The sequence below is a fragment of the Lelliottia sp. RD5 genome (genome assembly GCF_056032945.1).
Map to the genome: position 1 here is coordinate 1 of NZ_JBVYHQ010000015.1, position 16,135 is coordinate 16,135.

11 protein-coding genes are annotated in these 16,135 nt (G+C 55.1%); 2 read left to right on the plus strand and 9 right to left on the minus strand.

Features of this window, described 5'->3' with window-relative positions; genetic code table 11:
• Positions 1–235: 235 nt before the first annotated feature.
• Genes AC0LWE_RS22235 through glpE form a run of 3 tightly spaced genes read right to left on the minus strand, consistent with a single transcriptional unit; the run spans position 236 to position 2,220 of the window.
• Positions 236–994 carry a DeoR/GlpR family transcriptional regulator gene (locus tag AC0LWE_RS22235; RefSeq protein ID WP_059180303.1) on the minus strand — a complete coding sequence of 253 codons (759 nt, stop codon included), beginning with the start codon at positions 992–994 and terminating at the stop codon, positions 236–238.
• Positions 995–1,009: 15 nt separating this feature from the next.
• Entirely contained in the window at positions 1,010–1,840 is an 831-nt protein-coding gene (glpG, locus tag AC0LWE_RS22240) for a rhomboid family intramembrane serine protease GlpG (protein WP_059180304.1), read from the minus strand.
• A 47-nt stretch (positions 1,841–1,887) separates the two neighbouring features.
• Complete coding sequence (glpE, locus tag AC0LWE_RS22245) at positions 1,888–2,220, minus strand: thiosulfate sulfurtransferase GlpE (protein WP_059180305.1); 333 nt, start codon at positions 2,218–2,220, stop codon at positions 1,888–1,890.
• 290 nt (positions 2,221–2,510) lie between these two features.
• Here glpE and glpD point away from each other — a divergent pair, with 290 nt between their 5' ends.
• Entirely contained in the window at positions 2,511–4,019 is a 1,509-nt protein-coding gene (glpD, locus tag AC0LWE_RS22250; RefSeq protein ID WP_059180306.1) for a glycerol-3-phosphate dehydrogenase, read from the plus strand.
• A gap of 312 nt (positions 4,020–4,331) precedes the next feature.
• On the opposite strand, the gene glgP is transcribed toward glpD, so the two are convergent.
• The 6 genes from glgP to asd form a co-directional block, all read right to left on the minus strand.
• The gene (glgP, locus tag AC0LWE_RS22255) at positions 4,332–6,779 is read right to left on the minus strand and encodes a glycogen phosphorylase (RefSeq protein ID WP_234592764.1); all 2,448 of its coding nucleotides are present in this window, start codon (positions 6,777–6,779) and stop codon (positions 4,332–4,334) included.
• A gap of 15 nt (positions 6,780–6,794) precedes the next feature.
• The gene (glgA, locus tag AC0LWE_RS22260; RefSeq protein WP_202668696.1) at positions 6,795–8,231 is read right to left on the minus strand and encodes a glycogen synthase GlgA; all 1,437 of its coding nucleotides are present in this window, start codon (positions 8,229–8,231) and stop codon (positions 6,795–6,797) included.
• Complete coding sequence (gene glgC, locus AC0LWE_RS22265; RefSeq protein ID WP_133632496.1) at positions 8,231–9,526, minus strand: glucose-1-phosphate adenylyltransferase; 1,296 nt, start codon at positions 9,524–9,526, stop codon at positions 8,231–8,233. The genes glgA and glgC overlap by 1 nt, the downstream gene beginning before the upstream one ends.
• A 17-nt stretch (positions 9,527–9,543) precedes the next feature.
• Positions 9,544–11,517, minus strand: coding sequence for a glycogen debranching protein GlgX (gene glgX, locus AC0LWE_RS22270; protein WP_219347304.1), 1,974 nt, complete (start codon positions 11,515–11,517; stop codon positions 9,544–9,546).
• Positions 11,514–13,700 (minus strand): 1,4-alpha-glucan branching enzyme, encoded by a 2,187-nt coding sequence (gene glgB, locus AC0LWE_RS22275; RefSeq protein ID WP_474266216.1) that lies wholly within the window; start codon positions 13,698–13,700, stop codon positions 11,514–11,516. Before glgB ends, glgX begins: the two co-directional genes overlap by 4 nt.
• Positions 13,701–13,945: 245 nt before the next feature.
• Positions 13,946–15,052, minus strand: coding sequence for an aspartate-semialdehyde dehydrogenase (asd, locus tag AC0LWE_RS22280; RefSeq protein WP_219347303.1), 1,107 nt, complete (start codon positions 15,050–15,052; stop codon positions 13,946–13,948).
• Positions 15,053–15,228: 176 nt separating this feature from the next.
• Here asd and yhgN point away from each other — a divergent pair, with 176 nt between their 5' ends.
• Positions 15,229–15,822: an NAAT family transporter YhgN gene (yhgN, locus tag AC0LWE_RS22285; protein ID WP_015960802.1), complete on the plus strand. Its 594-nt coding sequence runs from the start codon at positions 15,229–15,231 to the stop codon at positions 15,820–15,822.
• Positions 15,823–16,135 lie beyond the last annotated feature (313 nt).

The window sequence follows — 16,135 nt, forward strand, 5'->3', positions numbered from 1 at the left end:
GGTCTGCGGTCTGCGGTCTGCGGTCTGCGGTCTGCGGTCTGCGGTCTGCGGTCTGCGGTCTGCGAGGGTAATGATGCCTGATACCCTCATCCACTGGTAGAGGGAGCAAACATCAAAAAGGTAATTTCGGTGCCGTTCTGTTTTTCGGGTGCTGCCTGATGCGCCCGTCCCTCACCCAAGAGACTCGGGAGCAAAACCAAAAACGGCAACCTCAGGTTGCCGTTTTGCTTTTACTTCAGCACAGCTCTAGTTGCACATTGTTATCTTTAATCACCTGCAACACGCCCGCTGGCGGCATCACATCGGTATATACCGCATTCACCATGCTGATGCTGCCCATGTTCACCATCGCATTACGCCCAAACTTGGAGTGATCCACCACCAGCATAACGTGGCGGGAATTGTCGATAATCGCGCGTTTGGTGCGGACTTCGTGATAATCAAACTCCAGCAACGAACCATCGCTGTCGATGCCGCTGATCCCCAGAATGCCGAAATCGAGGCGGAACTGAGAGATAAAGTCGAGCGTCGCCTCACCGATAATTCCGCCGTCGCGGCTACGCAATTCGCCACCTGCCAGAATGATGCGGAAATCTTCTTTCTGCATCAGCGTATTGGCCACGTTCAGGTTGTTAGTCACGATGCGCAGATTTTCATGGTTAAGCAGCGCATGCGCCACCGCTTCTGGCGTAGTCCCGATATCGATAAACAGCGTCGCGCCGTTAGGAATTTGGCTTGCCACTTTATGGGCAATGCGCTCTTTCTCAGCCGTTTGCGTCGCTTTACGGTCGTGCCATGACGTGTTCACCGAGCTGGACGGCAAAGCCGCGCCGCCGTGATGGCGCAAAATTCGGTTCTGGTCGGCCAGATCGTTCAAATCACGGCGAATGGTCTGCGGGCTAACGGCAAATTGCTCAACCAACTCTTCGGTGCTGACGTATCCCTGTTTTTTAACCAGTTCGATAATGGCGTCATGTCGCTGTGTCTGTTTCATGAAATATCCCTGGAATTATGTTCGTTTTCGCGCATTCAGCGTATCAGCGAAGGCCATCGCCAGCCCAACGGCCAGCCCGGTGACATGTGCCCCGTTCGCAATAGACATACCAAACAGATCAAACCATCCGGCAATTAGCCATATTAATGCAAAGGTTATCAAACCGCGCTGCATATAAATGCCACTTTCCGGGTCACGCTCACCGCGAAGCCAGGCATATCCCATCAAGGCGTACACCACGCCCGACAAACCGCCAAACCACGGGCCGCTAAACTTGTGCTGCACATAGCCACTGAGCAAGGCGCTGATAAGGGTGATCACAATCAGCTTGCCGCTGCCGAGTCGTTTCTCAACTGCGCCGCCGAGATACCACCACCACAGCAGGTTAAAGAGAATATGCAGAACCGAGAAATGCATCAGCGCGTGGGTAAAGTAGCGCCAGACGTCGTATTGCACTGCTGGACCGTACGGCCACGCCAGGGCGATCATCACAGGTTGGTCACCGACCACGTTCATGATGATAAACACCAGAATGCAGGCCGCCATCAGCAGCAGCGTAAACGGCCCTGCGCGTTCGCGCACGGTGGCAAAGAAAGGGAAGCGCTGATAATGCAATCCACTGTCCATATGGCCGGTGGTCCAGCTCGCAGCCAGATAACGCGGGTCGGCGGGATTCTCAAGGAAACGCGCCAGCTCAGCATTCACGCGCTCAGCCTGGCTTTCATCCGCCAGCCAGACGTCAGTTTGCGTATGCTGCTGGATCGTCAGAACGACGCCCTGCGTCGCCATGTAATCGACAAACGCCTGAGCGACGCGCGGATTGGTAAAAGAGGTAATCATCAACATGGGCGGCAGTCGCTTAGTTCCACACAAAGGGGGACAGTATAGAGGTTTTAGCCCCCAAACGCGTGCTCAACTTCCGCCGGGAAATGGCGATGCCAAGCGTCAAAGCCACCATCAACGCTGTAGACCGCGTCGTATCCCTGCTGGAGCAGATACTGTGCTGCGCCTTTGCTGCTGTTGCCGTGATAACACATCACCATCACTGGCGTTTCAAAATCGTTATCGCGCATAAACGCGCCCAGGGTGTCGTTCGTCAGGTGGAACGCACCCGGCGTATGTCCCATCGCGTAGCTTTGCGGATCGCGGATATCCACCAACACCGCCTTTCCCTGATGCATTTTCTGATGGGCTTCTTCAACGTTAATGCATTCAAATTGATCCATGGTTTTCTCTTTTCATTATTCAGGTTGGTGCGACGTTACCCTCTCCTCCAGGGAGAAAAATACACCCGGGTAGAGGAAATCTGCCCGCTATCTCCGTGGGAGAGGGCTGGGGTGAGGGCATCAGACCGCACTATTTTACCGCGTAGTGTACGTCCTGGCGGCGGCTAAACGCCATTATGTTATCTCTATCACTCAAAATTGTTTTTTTGATGTTACCAAAAACGCGTTCCTTTGCTATTATGAGCGATATCGAACATTTATGAGCTTTAACGAAAGTGCATGAGGGTGATATGGAAACCAAAGATCTGATTGTGATAGGCGGCGGCATCAACGGTGCCGGCATCGCGGCAGATGCCGCAGGACGCGGTTTATCTGTATTGATGCTGGAAGCCAACGATCTCGCCTGTGCGACATCGTCCGCCAGCTCCAAACTGATCCACGGCGGCCTGCGCTACCTGGAACACTACGAATTCCGTCTGGTCAGCGAAGCGCTGGCCGAGCGTGAAGTTTTACTGAAAATGGCTCCGCATCTGGCGATTCCGATGCGTTTCCGCCTGCCTCATCGCCCGCATTTGCGCCCTGCGTGGATGATTCGTATCGGTCTGTTTATGTACGATCATCTGGGTAAACGCACCAGTCTTCCCGCTTCTACCGGTTTGCGTTTTGGCGCAGATTCGGTGCTGAAACCGGAAATCGTGCGCGGTTTCGAATATTCCGACTGCTGGGTGGACGATGCCCGCCTCGTACTCGCGAATGCGCAGATGGTGGTGAAGAAAGAGGGTGAAGTGAAAACCCGCACGCGTGCGACCGCCGCTCGCCGTGAAAACGGCCTGTGGATTGTCGATGCCGAAGATATTGATACCGGCGAGAAATTCAGCTGGCAGGCGCGCGGTCTGGTCAACGCCACCGGCCCGTGGGTGAAACAGTTCTTTGACGACGGTATGCATCTGCCCTCCCCGTACGGTATTCGCCTGATCAAAGGCAGCCACATCGTCGTTCCACGTGCGCATACCCAGAAACAGGCTTACATCCTGCAAAACGAAGATAAACGCATCGTGTTTGTTATTCCGTGGATGGATGATTTCTCTATCATTGGTACCACTGATGTGGAGTACAACGGCGATCCGAAAAACGTCGAGATCGACGAGAATGAAATTGGCTATTTACTGAAGGTGTACAACGCACACTTCAAGAAACAGCTGGGGCGTGATGACGTGGTCTGGACTTACTCTGGCGTGCGTCCGCTGTGCGATGATGAGTCAGATTCACCGCAGGCAATCACCCGTGACTACACGCTGGATATTCACGACGTGGATGGCCAGGCACCGCTGCTGTCGGTATTTGGCGGTAAACTGACGACCTACCGTAAGCTGGCTGAACATGCGCTGGAAAAACTGACGCCGTACTACAAAAATATCGGTCCGGCCTGGACGAAAGGCGCAACGCTGCCTGGCGGAGACATCGGCAGCAACCGCGATGATTACGCCGCAAAACTGCGCCGCCGCTATCCGTTCATTACCGAATCGATGGCCCGCCACTTCGCACGCACCTATGGCAGCAATACCGAGCTGATCCTCGGTGAAGCGCAAAGTATTGCCGATCTGGGCGAGCATTTTGGGCATGAGCTTTATGAAGCAGAGTTGCGTTATCTGGTTGAACACGAATGGGTGCGTCGCCTGGACGATGCAATCTGGCGTCGTACCAAAGAAGGGATGTGGCTTGATGCCGAGCAGCAGTCTCGCGTAGCGCAATGGCTGGCGCAAAATGCGGGAAAGGGTGAGCTGTCGTTAGCGTCCTGAGTCGGTGCGGTCTGATGCCCTCACCCCAACCCTCTCCCACAGGGAGAGGGAGCAATACTGAGATCGCTTTCCCACTGGGAGCAGAAGCAAAGCTGAGATCGCCTTCCCCCCGGGAGCTGGAGCAAAGCTGAAATCGCCCACTGGGGAAGGCGCAGACCCAGATCTTCTCCTACTGGCTTTCATAGTGGAGCGGGAGAAAACATTAAAAAAGGCAACTTACGTTGCCTTTTTGCTTTTACTTCGGTGCGGTGTGCCAGCCCTATAAAACAGCGCTGAGCAGCCCCTCTTCCCTTAGGGGAGAGGGTTTGAGGTTTATAACCTCACCGGATCAATATGCCAGATCTTCTCGGCATACTCCTGGATGGTCCTGTCAGACGAGAAATAACCCATATTGGCGATGTTGTGCATCGCTTTGGCAGCCCACTCCTCTTGATGGCGATAAAGCTCGTCCACCTTTTCCTGACAGTCTACGTAGCTGCGGAAATCCGCCAGCACCTGATAATGATCGCCAAAGTTAATCAGCGAATCGACCAGATCACGGTAGCGTCCAGGCTCTTCGGGGCTGAACACGCCGGTGGCGATTTGCGTTAGCACTTCGCGCAGCTCTTCATCCTGCTCGTAGTAATCACGCGGTTTGTATTCCTGCTTGCGCAGTTCTTCCACTTCTTCCGCCGTGTTACCAAAGATAAAGATGTTATCCGCTCCAACGTGCTCCAGCATCTCCACGTTTGCACCATCCAGCGTGCCGATCGTCAACGCCCCGTTCAGCGCAAACTTCATGTTACTGGTTCCGGACGCTTCCGTACCCGCCAGCGAAATCTGTTCGGAGAGATCCGCCGCCGGAATGATCAGCTGTGCCAGACTCACGCTGTAGTTTGGAATAAACACGACCTTCAGTTTATCGCCAATCTGCGGATCGTTGTTGATCACTTTTGCGACATCATTGATGAGGTGAATGATGTGTTTTGCCATGTAGTACGCCGAGGCGGCTTTTCCGGCAAAAATATTCACGCGCGGCACCCATTCGGCCGTCGGATCGGCCTTAATGCGGTTGTAGCGCGTAATCACATGCAGCACGTTCATCAGCTGACGTTTGTACTCGTGGATACGTTTAATCTGCACGTCGAACAGCGCTTTTGGGTTCGCGACCACGTTCAGATGCTGCGCCATATAAACGGCTAAGCGTTTTTTGTTCAGTAGCTTGGCATCACGCACCGCTTTGTTCACCAGCGGGAAATCCATGTGCTGTTCGAGTTCGCTCAGTTGGCTGAGATCGGTTCGCCACGTGCGACCAATATTTTCGTCCAGCACTTCCGACAACGGCTGGTTCGCCAGCGCCAGCCAGCGACGCGGCGTGACGCCGTTCGTCACGTTGCAGAAACGCATCGGGAAGATTTTCGCGAAATCGGCAAACAGCGATTGCACCATCAGATTCGAGTGCAGTTCAGACACCCCGTTCACTTTATGACTGACGACCACCGCCAGCCACGCCATGCGCACGCGACGCCCGTTGGATTCATCAATGATCGACGTGCGGCTCAGCAAGCCGGTATCTTCGGGGTACTGTTCCTGCAACGTTTTCAGGAAGTAGTCGTTAATTTCAAAGATGATCTGCAGATGGCGCGGCAGAATTTTGCCGAGCATATCGACAGGCCAGCTTTCCAGCGCTTCGCTCATCAACGTGTGGTTGGTGTACGAGAAGACCTGGCAGGTGACTTCAAATGCCTCTTCCCAGCTAAATTTATGCTCATCCATCAGCAGGCGCATCAGCTCAGGAATAGACAGCACCGGGTGGGTGTCGTTGAGGTGAATCGCCGTTTTTTCTGCCAGATTGTCGTAGGTTTTGTGCAACTGATAGTGGCGGTTGAGAATATCCTGGATGGTCGCCGACACCAGGAAATACTCCTGACGCAGCCGCAGCTCGCGCCCGGAATAGGTGGAATCATCCGGATAGAGCACGCGCGAGACGTTTTCGGAGTGGTTTTTATCTTCCACCGCCGCGAAGTAATCGCCCTGGTTGAATTTACCGAGGTTGATTTCGCTACTGGCCTGCGCGTTCCACAGACGCAATGTGTTGGTCGCATCGGTGTCGTAGCCAGGGATAATCTGGTCGTAGGCCACCGCCAGGATCTCTTCGGTTTCGAGCCAGCGGCTCTTTTTACCTTCGAGCTGGACACGCCCGCCAAACCGCACTTTATAGCGCGTGTTGTGGCGTTTGAATTCCCACGGGTTGCCGTATTCCAGCCAGTAATCCGGTGACTCTTTCTGACGCCCGTCGACGATATTTTGCTTGAACATACCGTAATCGTAGCGAATGCCGTACCCGCGCCCAGGCAGCGCCAACGTGGCCAGCGAGTCAAGGAAACAGGCCGCCAGACGCCCCAAACCGCCGTTGCCTAAACCGGGGTCGTTCTCTTCGTCGATCAACTCTTCTAAATCTAACCCCATCTCTTCCAGTGCGTTTTTGACATCGTCATAAATACCGAGCGATAACAGCGCGTTGGAAAGGGTGCGACCAATCAAAAACTCCATCGACAGGTAATACACCTGACGCGTTTCCTGTGACAGCTGGGCGCGGTTAGAGCGCAGCCAGCGTTCCACCAGACGGTCACGCACAGCAAACAGCGTGGCGTTGAGCCACTCGTGTTTGTTGGCGATCACGGGATCTTTCCCGATCGTAAACATCAGCTTGTAGGCGATGGAATGTTTTAATGCCTCGATGCTGAGCGTCGGGGATGCATAACTAAATGGTGCATTCATATCAGTAACTCCGCCTTACGACTTCAAGCGTTGATAAAGATCGCGGTAGGACTGCGCCGCAACGTGCCAACTAAAATCCATCGCCATCGCCTGGCGTTGCACGAAACGCCACAAAGAGGGACGCGACCATAATACAAATGCCCGCCGAATCGCCCGTAGCAGCGACCAGGCATTGCTGTCTTCAAACGCAAATCCGGTGGCGATGCCGTCCGCCAGATTCTCAAGCGAGGTGTCGGACACCGTATCCGCCAGCCCACCCGTGCGTCGTACTAACGGCAGCGTGCCGTATTTCAATCCGTAGAGCTGGGTTAAGCCACACGGTTCAAAGCGGCTCGGCACAAGGATCACGTCGGAACCGCCCATAATGCGATGGGAGAACGCTTCGTGATAACCAATCTGCACGCCGACTTGCCCCGGGTGTTCCGCGGCAGCAGCAAGGAAACCTTCCTGCAATACCGGATCGCCCGCGCCAAGAAGCGCCAGTTGGCCGCCCTGCTCCAGCAATCCAGGCAGCGCTTCGAGCACCAAATCCAGCCCTTTCTGGCTAGTGAGACGGCTAACCACCGCAAACAGCGGGACTTTGTCGTTCACTTTGAGTCCCATCGCCACTTGCAGTTGCCGTTTGTTCTCGGCCTTATCTTCAACCGAATCGCGGCTAAAGCGCGATGCCAGCAGAAGATCGGTTTCCGGGTTCCAGATTTTTTCGTCCACACCGTTCAGAATACCCGTCAGGCGTCCTTCACGCTGGCGTTGACGCAGCAACCCTTCCATCCCATATCCAAACTCCGGCTCGGTGATTTCGCGGGCATACGTCGGGCTGACCGCCGTAATATGATCGGCGTAATACAGTCCGGCCTTCAGGAACGAAATCTGCCCGTTAAACTCCAGGCCGTGCATGTTATAGAACGACCATGGCAGATCGATTTCATTCATGTGATGGGCATAATACATGCCCTGATACGCCAGGTTGTGCACCGTGAAGACCGACTTTGCCGGATGGCCACGCGCCGCGAGGTAAGCGGGTGCAAGACCGGCGTGCCAGTCGTGTGCATGGACAATATCCGGACGCCAGAACGGGTCCAGACCGGTCGCCATTTCCGCCCCGACCCAACCGAGCAGCGCAAAACGCAGCACGTTGTCGGTATAAGCGAATAAGTTCGTGTCGTGGTACGGACTCCCTGGACGATCGTAAAGGTGCGGCGCGTCAATCAGGTAAATGCCGACGCCATTGTAATGTCCAAACAGCAGGGTGATGCGCCCGGCGAACGTGTCGCGACGGCTCACCACCTGCGCGTCGGGGATGCCACGACGAATATCAGGGAAAGCGGGCAACAACACGCGCGTGTCGATGCCCTCTGCAATTTGTGCCGCTGGTAATGCGCCGAGTACATCCGCCAACCCGCCCGTTTTCAGCAGCGGGAACATCTCTGAACAGACATGTAAAACCTGCATCATCGCTCCTGTTTGATCTGCAGTTTGCGCAGCATTTCACGCGTGACCAGTACAATGCCCTCTTCTGAACGGTAGAAACGACGCGCGTCTTCTTCCGCATTTTCGCCAATCACCATGCCTTCCGGGATAATACAGGCGCGGTCAATGACGCAGCGACGCAATCGGCACGAACGCCCGATCCACACATCCGGCAGCAATACTGACGAATCAATATTGCAGAAGGAATTGATCCGCACACGCGGGAACAGCACCGATTGCACAACGACTGAACCGGAAATAATACAGCCCCCCGACACCAGCGAGTTCAGGGTCATGCCGTGGCTTCCGGAACGGTCCTGCACGAATTTCGCGGGCGGGAGCGATTCCATATGCGTGCGAATCGGCCAGTTCTGGTCATACATATCCAGCTCAGGCGTCACAGACGCTAAATCCAGGTTCGCTTTCCAGTAAGCTTCAAGCGTGCCGACGTCGCGCCAGTACGGTTCTGCTGTTGGGTCAGACTGCACACAGGACAACGGGAAGGGATGTGCATAAGCCATGCCAGCTTTGGTAATTTTCGGGATGATGTCTTTGCCAAAGTCGTGACTGGAGCTCTCGTCTTTGTCGTCCTCTTCCAGCAGGTCGTAAAGGTATTCTGCATCAAAGATATAGATACCCATGCTGGCGAGCGATTTGGTCGGGTCTGACGGCATGGTCGGCGGATTCGCCGGTTTTTCGACGAAATCAATAATGAGATCGTTTTCGTCTACGTCCATCACGCCAAACGCCGTCGCCTCAGCAACGGGCACTGGCAGACACGCGACGGTGCAACGCGCCCCTTTTTCGACGTGGTCGATCAGCATGTGCGAGTAGTCCTGCTTATAAATATGGTCACCCGCAAGGATAACGATGTACTCCGCGCCGTAGCGACGAATGATGTCGAGGTTTTGCGTGACCGCATCCGCCGTGCCGCGATACCAGTTTTCACCGTGAACGCGCTGCTGGGCCGGAAGCAGATCGACAAACTCGTTCATCTCTTCGCTGAAGAATGACCAGCCGCGCTGGATGTGCTGCACCAGCGTGTGCGACTGATACTGAGTGATGACACCGATACGGCGAATACCGGAGTTAAGGCAGTTCGACAATGCAAAATCAATAATGCGGAACTTACCACCAAAGTGAACGGCAGGCTTAGCACGCTTGATGGTCAAATCTTTTAGACGGGTACCACGTCCACCGGCAAGAATCAGCGCAACCGTTTTTAAGGGTAACTGGCGCGCTAACATCAAGGGATCGTTCTTCTCTAATCTAACCATGACTAACTCCTTTTTTATCATCTTTGGAATACACACACTCCGTGCGCAGGCCCGTGCCAGACAGCCGCCACTACCGGATTATCCTCTCCAGCAAAAGGAGGAATGGCGCGCCACTCCCCGTCAGGTAAAACAATTTCAACGACATCTTGCGTCGCGTTAAACGTGATGAGCCAGTTATCCGAAAGCAGGATTTGCAGGCACGGGATACCGTTCTGCCACTCTGGCGCGCTCAACGGCTGCGCATCTTTATTTAACCAGCGGACGTTACCGTCACCCTCTTCCCACCACGTATCCGCAGTGAGTGCGGGAATGCGCTGGCGAAGCTGAATCAGCGCCGCCGTGAAATGCGTGAGCCCGCTATTCGCCTGTTCCCAGTCGAGCCAGGTTAAGGGGTTATCCTGACAATACGCATTGTTGTTGCCGTGCTGACTGTGACCCTGTTCATCACCGGCCAACAACATCGGCGTCCCCTGTGAAAGCAGCAATGTTGTCAGAAGCGCATGGACGCTGGCGCGTCGCCGCTCGATGACATCCTGACTGCCGCCTAATCCTTCTATACCATGATTGAAACTGTGGTTATTGTTAGTGCCATCGCGATTTTCCTCACCGTTCGCCTCATTGTGTTTCTGATTGAAACAAACGCAGTCGCGAAGGGTAAATCCGTCGTGCGCCGTCACCAGATTGACCGTGGAGAACGGTTTTCGCCCCTGACGCTTAAACACATCGCTGGAGGCGGAAAATCGTCCGGCAAACTCACCCAGCGACAAACTTCTTTCGAGCCAAAAACGGCGCGTCGCATCGCGGAAATGATCGTTCCACTCCGCAAATGGCGGCGGGAAATTCCCCACCTGATAGCCGCCTTCACCGATGTCCCACGGTTCAGCGATCAGCTTCACGCACGAAAGTACCGGACAGTTTTTAATCGCCTCTAGCAACGGCGCCTGCTGGCTGAACGACGGCGTTCTGCCCATCACCGAAGCCAGATCGAAGCGGAAACCGTCGATATGGAAAGTCTCAACCCAGTATTTCAGGCACGCGTGCGCATACTCCGCCACTGCTGGATGACTGAGATTGAGGGTGTTACCGCAGCCGGTCCAGTTGTGATAATCGCCATCTTCCCTGATCCAATAATAGCTACGGTTATCGATTCCGCGCAGGGAGAGCGTCGGTCCGTCGAGATCCAGCTCCGCACTGTGGTTCAAAACCACGTCCAGAATCACTTCAATACCCGCCTGATGCAGCGCTTTTACGGCATCACGAAACTCGTCCCGCGCTCTCTCGGGATGCGAGGCGTAGCGCGGATCAAGGGCAAACATCGCCAGCGGGTTATAGCCCCAGTAATTGGTCAGCCCAAGCCGCTGCAAACGCGGCTCGCTGGCAAAATGCCAGATCGGCAAGAGTTCAAGCGAGGTGATGCCGAGATGTTGAAGATAGGCAATCATCACCGGATGGCCGAGCGCCTTATAGGTGCCGCGGATCTCTTTCGGGATCGCCGGGTGCAGATACGTCAGCCCTTTTACGTGGGCCTCGTAAACCACCGTGTTGCCCCATGGAATGTCGGGTGAGCTGTCGCCTTCCCAGTCATACACATCGCTCACGACCACGCTTCTGGGCGCAATGGCTGCGCTATCGCGGGGATCGGGCTGCTGCTCGCCATCCAGAAAAAGGGGATCGTCTTTGACATCGCCTTCCACGCGCAGCGCGCAGGGGTCGAGCAGTAATTTAGCCGGATTGAAGCGCAGCCCGTGCTCAGGCTGCCAGGGGCCATGGACGCGAAAACCGTAACGCAACCCTGGCTTGCCGTCTTCAAGATAGCCGTGCCAGATATCCCCTTCGCGCGCAGGCAGATCGTAGCGATATTCGTTGCCTTCGCGGTCAAACACACAGAGTTCTACCCGCTCCGCATGGGCGGAAAAGAGGGTGAAATTCACCCCTTTGCCGTCAAAACTGGCGCCGAGCGGTGCGGGTTTTCCTGCCGTGAGTTGGGTCATTCACCCTCCCGGACGAGCCAGATGGTGGACAGCGGTGGCAGCGTGAGGCTTAACGAGTTAGGTCGGCCATGACTTTCATATTCATCGCTGTGAACCGCACCCGCATTGCCCGCGTTGCTACCGTGATAATGGCTGGAGTCGGTATTGAGGATTTCGCGCCATTTACCTGGCTGATTAATACCAAAGCGATAATGCGGGCGCGGCACAGGCGTAAAGTTACTGGCCACAATGATTTCATTGCCCGCACTGTCGCGACGCACAAAAATAAACACCGAGCGCTCGTGGTCATCCACCACCAGCCATTCAAACCCGTACGAATCAAAATCCAGCTCGTGCAGGGCTTTGTGATGGCGATAGGTCAGGTTGAGATCGCGTACCAGACGTTGCACGCCGTGGTGCCAGTTGTCGCCGCCTTCCAGCAGATGCCAGTCGAGGCTGGAGTCGTGATTCCACTCCCGTCCCTGAGCAAATTCATTGCCCATAAACAGCAGTTTTTTACCCGGGAAGGCAAACATCCAGCCGTAGTAGGCGCGCATGTTGGCAAATTTTTGCCACGCGTCGCCCGGCATGCGGTCGAGAATCGATTTCTTACCGTGGACCACTTCATCGTGCGACAGCGGCAGCACGAAGTTTTCGGTGTTGTTGTAAAGCATCCCGAAAGTGAGTTTGTCGTGGTGATACTTACGGAACACGGGATCGAGCTTGAAATAATCCAGCGTGTCGTGCATCCAGCCAAGATTCCACTTGTACCAGAAGCCCAGCCCGCCCATTGACGGCGGACGCGACACGCCAGGAAAATCGGTCGACTCTTCCGCCATCGTCACCGCTCCCGGCACCTGCTCGCCGAGAATACGGTTCGTGTTGCGCAGGAATTCAATGGCTTCGAGGTTTTCGCGGCCGCCGTACTCATTCGGGATCCACTCGCCCTCTTTGCGGCTGTAATCGCGATAAATCATCGACGCCACTGCATCCACGCGCAAGGCGTCGATACCAAAGCGTTCAATCCAGTACAGCGCATTGCCGACCAGATAGTTCGCCACTTCGCGACGCCCGTAGTTATAAATCAGGGTATTCCAGTCCTGATGATAGCCTTCGCGCGGATCGCTGTGTTCGTACAAATCGGTGCCGTCAAATTCCGAAAGACCAAAATCATCGGACGGGAAATGGCCCGGCACCCAGTCGAGAATGACGCTCAATCCGGCGGCGTGGGCGGCGTTGATGAAATAGCGGAAATCATCGCGCGTCCCGAAACGGCGCGTTGGCGCGTAAAGACCCGTGGGCTGATAGCCCCAGCTACCGTCGAACGGGTGTTCATTAATCGGCAGCAGTTCCAGATGGGTAAAGCCCATCCATTTGGCGTACGGCACCAGCTGATCGGCCAGTTCCCGATAGCTCAGCCAGAAATTATTGTCGGTATGACGACGCCATGAGCCCAGATGTACTTCGTAAATCGAAATCGGCGCATCAAAATTATTCGCCTGTTTGCGCTCTTCGCTCTGAACGACTTTCTCCGGCAGCCCGCAAATCAGCGAGGCGGTGGCCGGGCGCATTTGTGCTTCAAAGGCATACGGATCGGCTTTGACGCGCAGCTTGCCGTGGGCATCGATCATCTCGAACTTATAGAGTTGACCGTTGTGCGCGCCGGGGATGAACAGCTCCCAGATGCCGGACTCACGACGCAGACGCATCGGGTGGCGGCGGCCATCCCAGTAGTTGAACTGACCCACAACCGAGAGGCGCTGCGCGTTGGGTGCCCACACGGAAAAACGCGTTCCGGTGATGCCGTCCATCGTATCAGCATGCGCGCCCAGCGTTTCATAGGGGCGTAAATGGGTGCCTTCGGACAGCAGCCAGGCGTCCATTTCTTGGATCAGGGGGCCAAAGCTGTAGGGATCGTCAATCAGGTTTTCTTGTCCATGCCAGAGCACGGCAAGCTGATAACGGAAGATATTTTTACGGCGGGGGATCACGCCAGAAAAGAAACCGCGCGAGTCGAGGCACTCAAGCTTGCCCACTTTTCGGCCAGTTTTGGGTTCAATGACCCACACTTCAGTGGCATCAGGTAACAACGCACGGACTTCCAGCCCCACCTCTGTTGGGTGCATACCCAGCACAGAAAATGGGTCGGAAAAATGACCCGCAATTAGCGCATTTATCACGTCTCTATCAATACGATCGGACATGGTATTCATCCTGTTTTTTTAATGTCGTCCTATTTAAGCGCTCCGGAACGACTTTTAATGTGACCTGAACGATGCAGCAAAATTGTCCAATCTGCTCCGTCCCACCCTCAGGTAAGAATTCAATCTCCCTTAAAGCATAGCCAACGCTCTACATCACTCCCGATAAAAAATGTGACATCTGCGTTTTTACTCCATGTAGTACGCAAAAAAAAGGGGTGAAAATCACCCCTGTGTTGAAAAAATTATTACGCCAGCTGGCGTAGCATGCGGCGTAGCGGCTCGGCGGCGCCCCACAGGAGCTGGTCGCCGACGGTGAAGGCCGATAAGTACTCCGGCCCCATGTTGAGCTTACGCAGACGGCCCACCGGCGTGGTCAGCGTGCCGGTAACAGCCGCAGGCGTCAGTTCGCGCATGGTGATGTCGCGGTCGTTTGGCACCACTTTCGCCCACGGATTGTGCGCTGCCAGCAGCGCTTCCACGGTCGGAATCGACACATCTTTTTTCAGTTTGAGGGTGAATGCCTGGCTATGGCAGCGCAGCGCGCCGACGCGAACGCACAGACCATCAACCGGGATCGCCGTGGAGGTATTGAGAATTTTGTTGGTCTCAGCCTGGCCTTTCCACTCTTCACGGCTCTGACCGTTATCAAGCTGTTTGTCGATCCACGGGATCAGACTGCCCGCCAGCGGCACGCCAAAGTTATCGACCGGCAACTCGCCGCTGCGGCTCAGTTGAGTCACTTTACGTTCGATATCCAGAATGGCTGAAGCCGGGTTCGCCAGCTCATCTGCCACGTGATGATGCAGCTGGCCCATCTGCCCCAACAGTTCACGCATGTGACGCGCACCGCCACCGGAAGCTGCCTGATAAGTCGCCACAGAGACCCACTCAACCAGATCCTGTGCGAACAGGCCGCCCAGCGACATCAGCATCAGGCTGACGGTACAGTTGCCGCCCACAAAGGTTTTTACGCCGTTGTTCAGGCCGTCGGTGATGACGCCCTGGTTAACCGGGTCGAGAATAATGATGGCATCGTCTTTCATGCGCAGGGAAGACGCCGCGTCAATCCAGTAGCCCTGCCAGCCGCTTTCACGCAGCTTTGGATAAATTTCGTTGGTATAATCGCCGCCCTGGCACGTCACGATAATGTCGAGCGCCTTCAGCGCTTCCAGATTAAAGGCGTCCTGAAGCGTGCCCGTAGACGCGCCGCCGAACGCGGGCGCAGCTTGCCCGAACTGGGAAGTGGAGAAGAAGACCGGGCGGATGGCGTCAAAATCGCGCTCTTCAACCATGCGTTGCATGAGAACAGAGCCGACCATACCGCGCCAGCCGATAAAACCAACGTTTTTCATATCTATTATTTCCTGCAGAGGTGTGTGCTGTTTGTGCAAACCAGTATTCAACTGGGATATGCTTCACATTACAAAATGCTGCCAAAGTCGCAAGCGAAATTAATCGATGATGGCGCTGCGATCAGTAATACCACTAATTACACCAGAAACCACAAGCTTTATCAGGGATAAAAATAATGACTGAAATCATTTCCGCCGCAGTGCTATTGATCCTGATTATGGATCCACTCGGCAACCTGCCCATCTTTATGTCGGTGCTGAAACACACTGAACCCAAGCGCCGTCGGGCGATCATGATCCGCGAGTTGCTTATCGCGCTGCTGGTGATGTTTATCTTCCTGTTCGCCGGTGAAAAAATTCTCGCGTTCCTGAACCTGCGCGCTGAAACGGTTTCAATATCCGGCGGTATTATTCTGTTCCTGATCGCCATTAAGATGATTTTCCCCAGTGCCGAAGGCAGCAGCAGCGGCCTGCCCGCGGGCGAAGAACCGTTTATAGTGCCGCTGGCGATCCCACTGGTCGCCGGTCCGACGATTCTCGCCACGCTGATGCTGCTGTCGCATCAGTATCCCAATCAGATGAGCCATCTGGTGATCGCCCTGCTGATCGCCTGGGGCGGAACGTTTATTATTTTGCTGCAATCGTCGCTGTTCTTGCGCCTGCTGGGCGAGAAAGGGGTGAATGCGCTGGAGCGCCTGATGGGGTTGATTCTGGTGATGATGGCGACGCAGATGTTCCTGGATGGGATCCGGGCGTGGATGAAGGGGTGATGTTTTCCCTTTCTCTGGGAGACGGAGTTGGGGGTGAGGTAAAAGCAAAAAGGCAACGTCAGTTGCCTTTTTAGTGTTTTCTCCCTCTTCCCGGGGAGAGGGCAAGGGTGAGGGCATCAGGCCGCATCCGCTCAAAGCAAAAGGCAACGCACGTTGCTTTTTTAATGTTTTCTCCCTCTCACCGTGGGAGAGGGCCGGGGTGAGGGCATCAGACCGCACAATCAGTTGGCCTGCGGGTTTGGTGAGATCAACATGCGGCTCTGTGGTCTATTCCGTTCACCTCCAGATCCGTGTTTCTCTGGAATGACGGAAC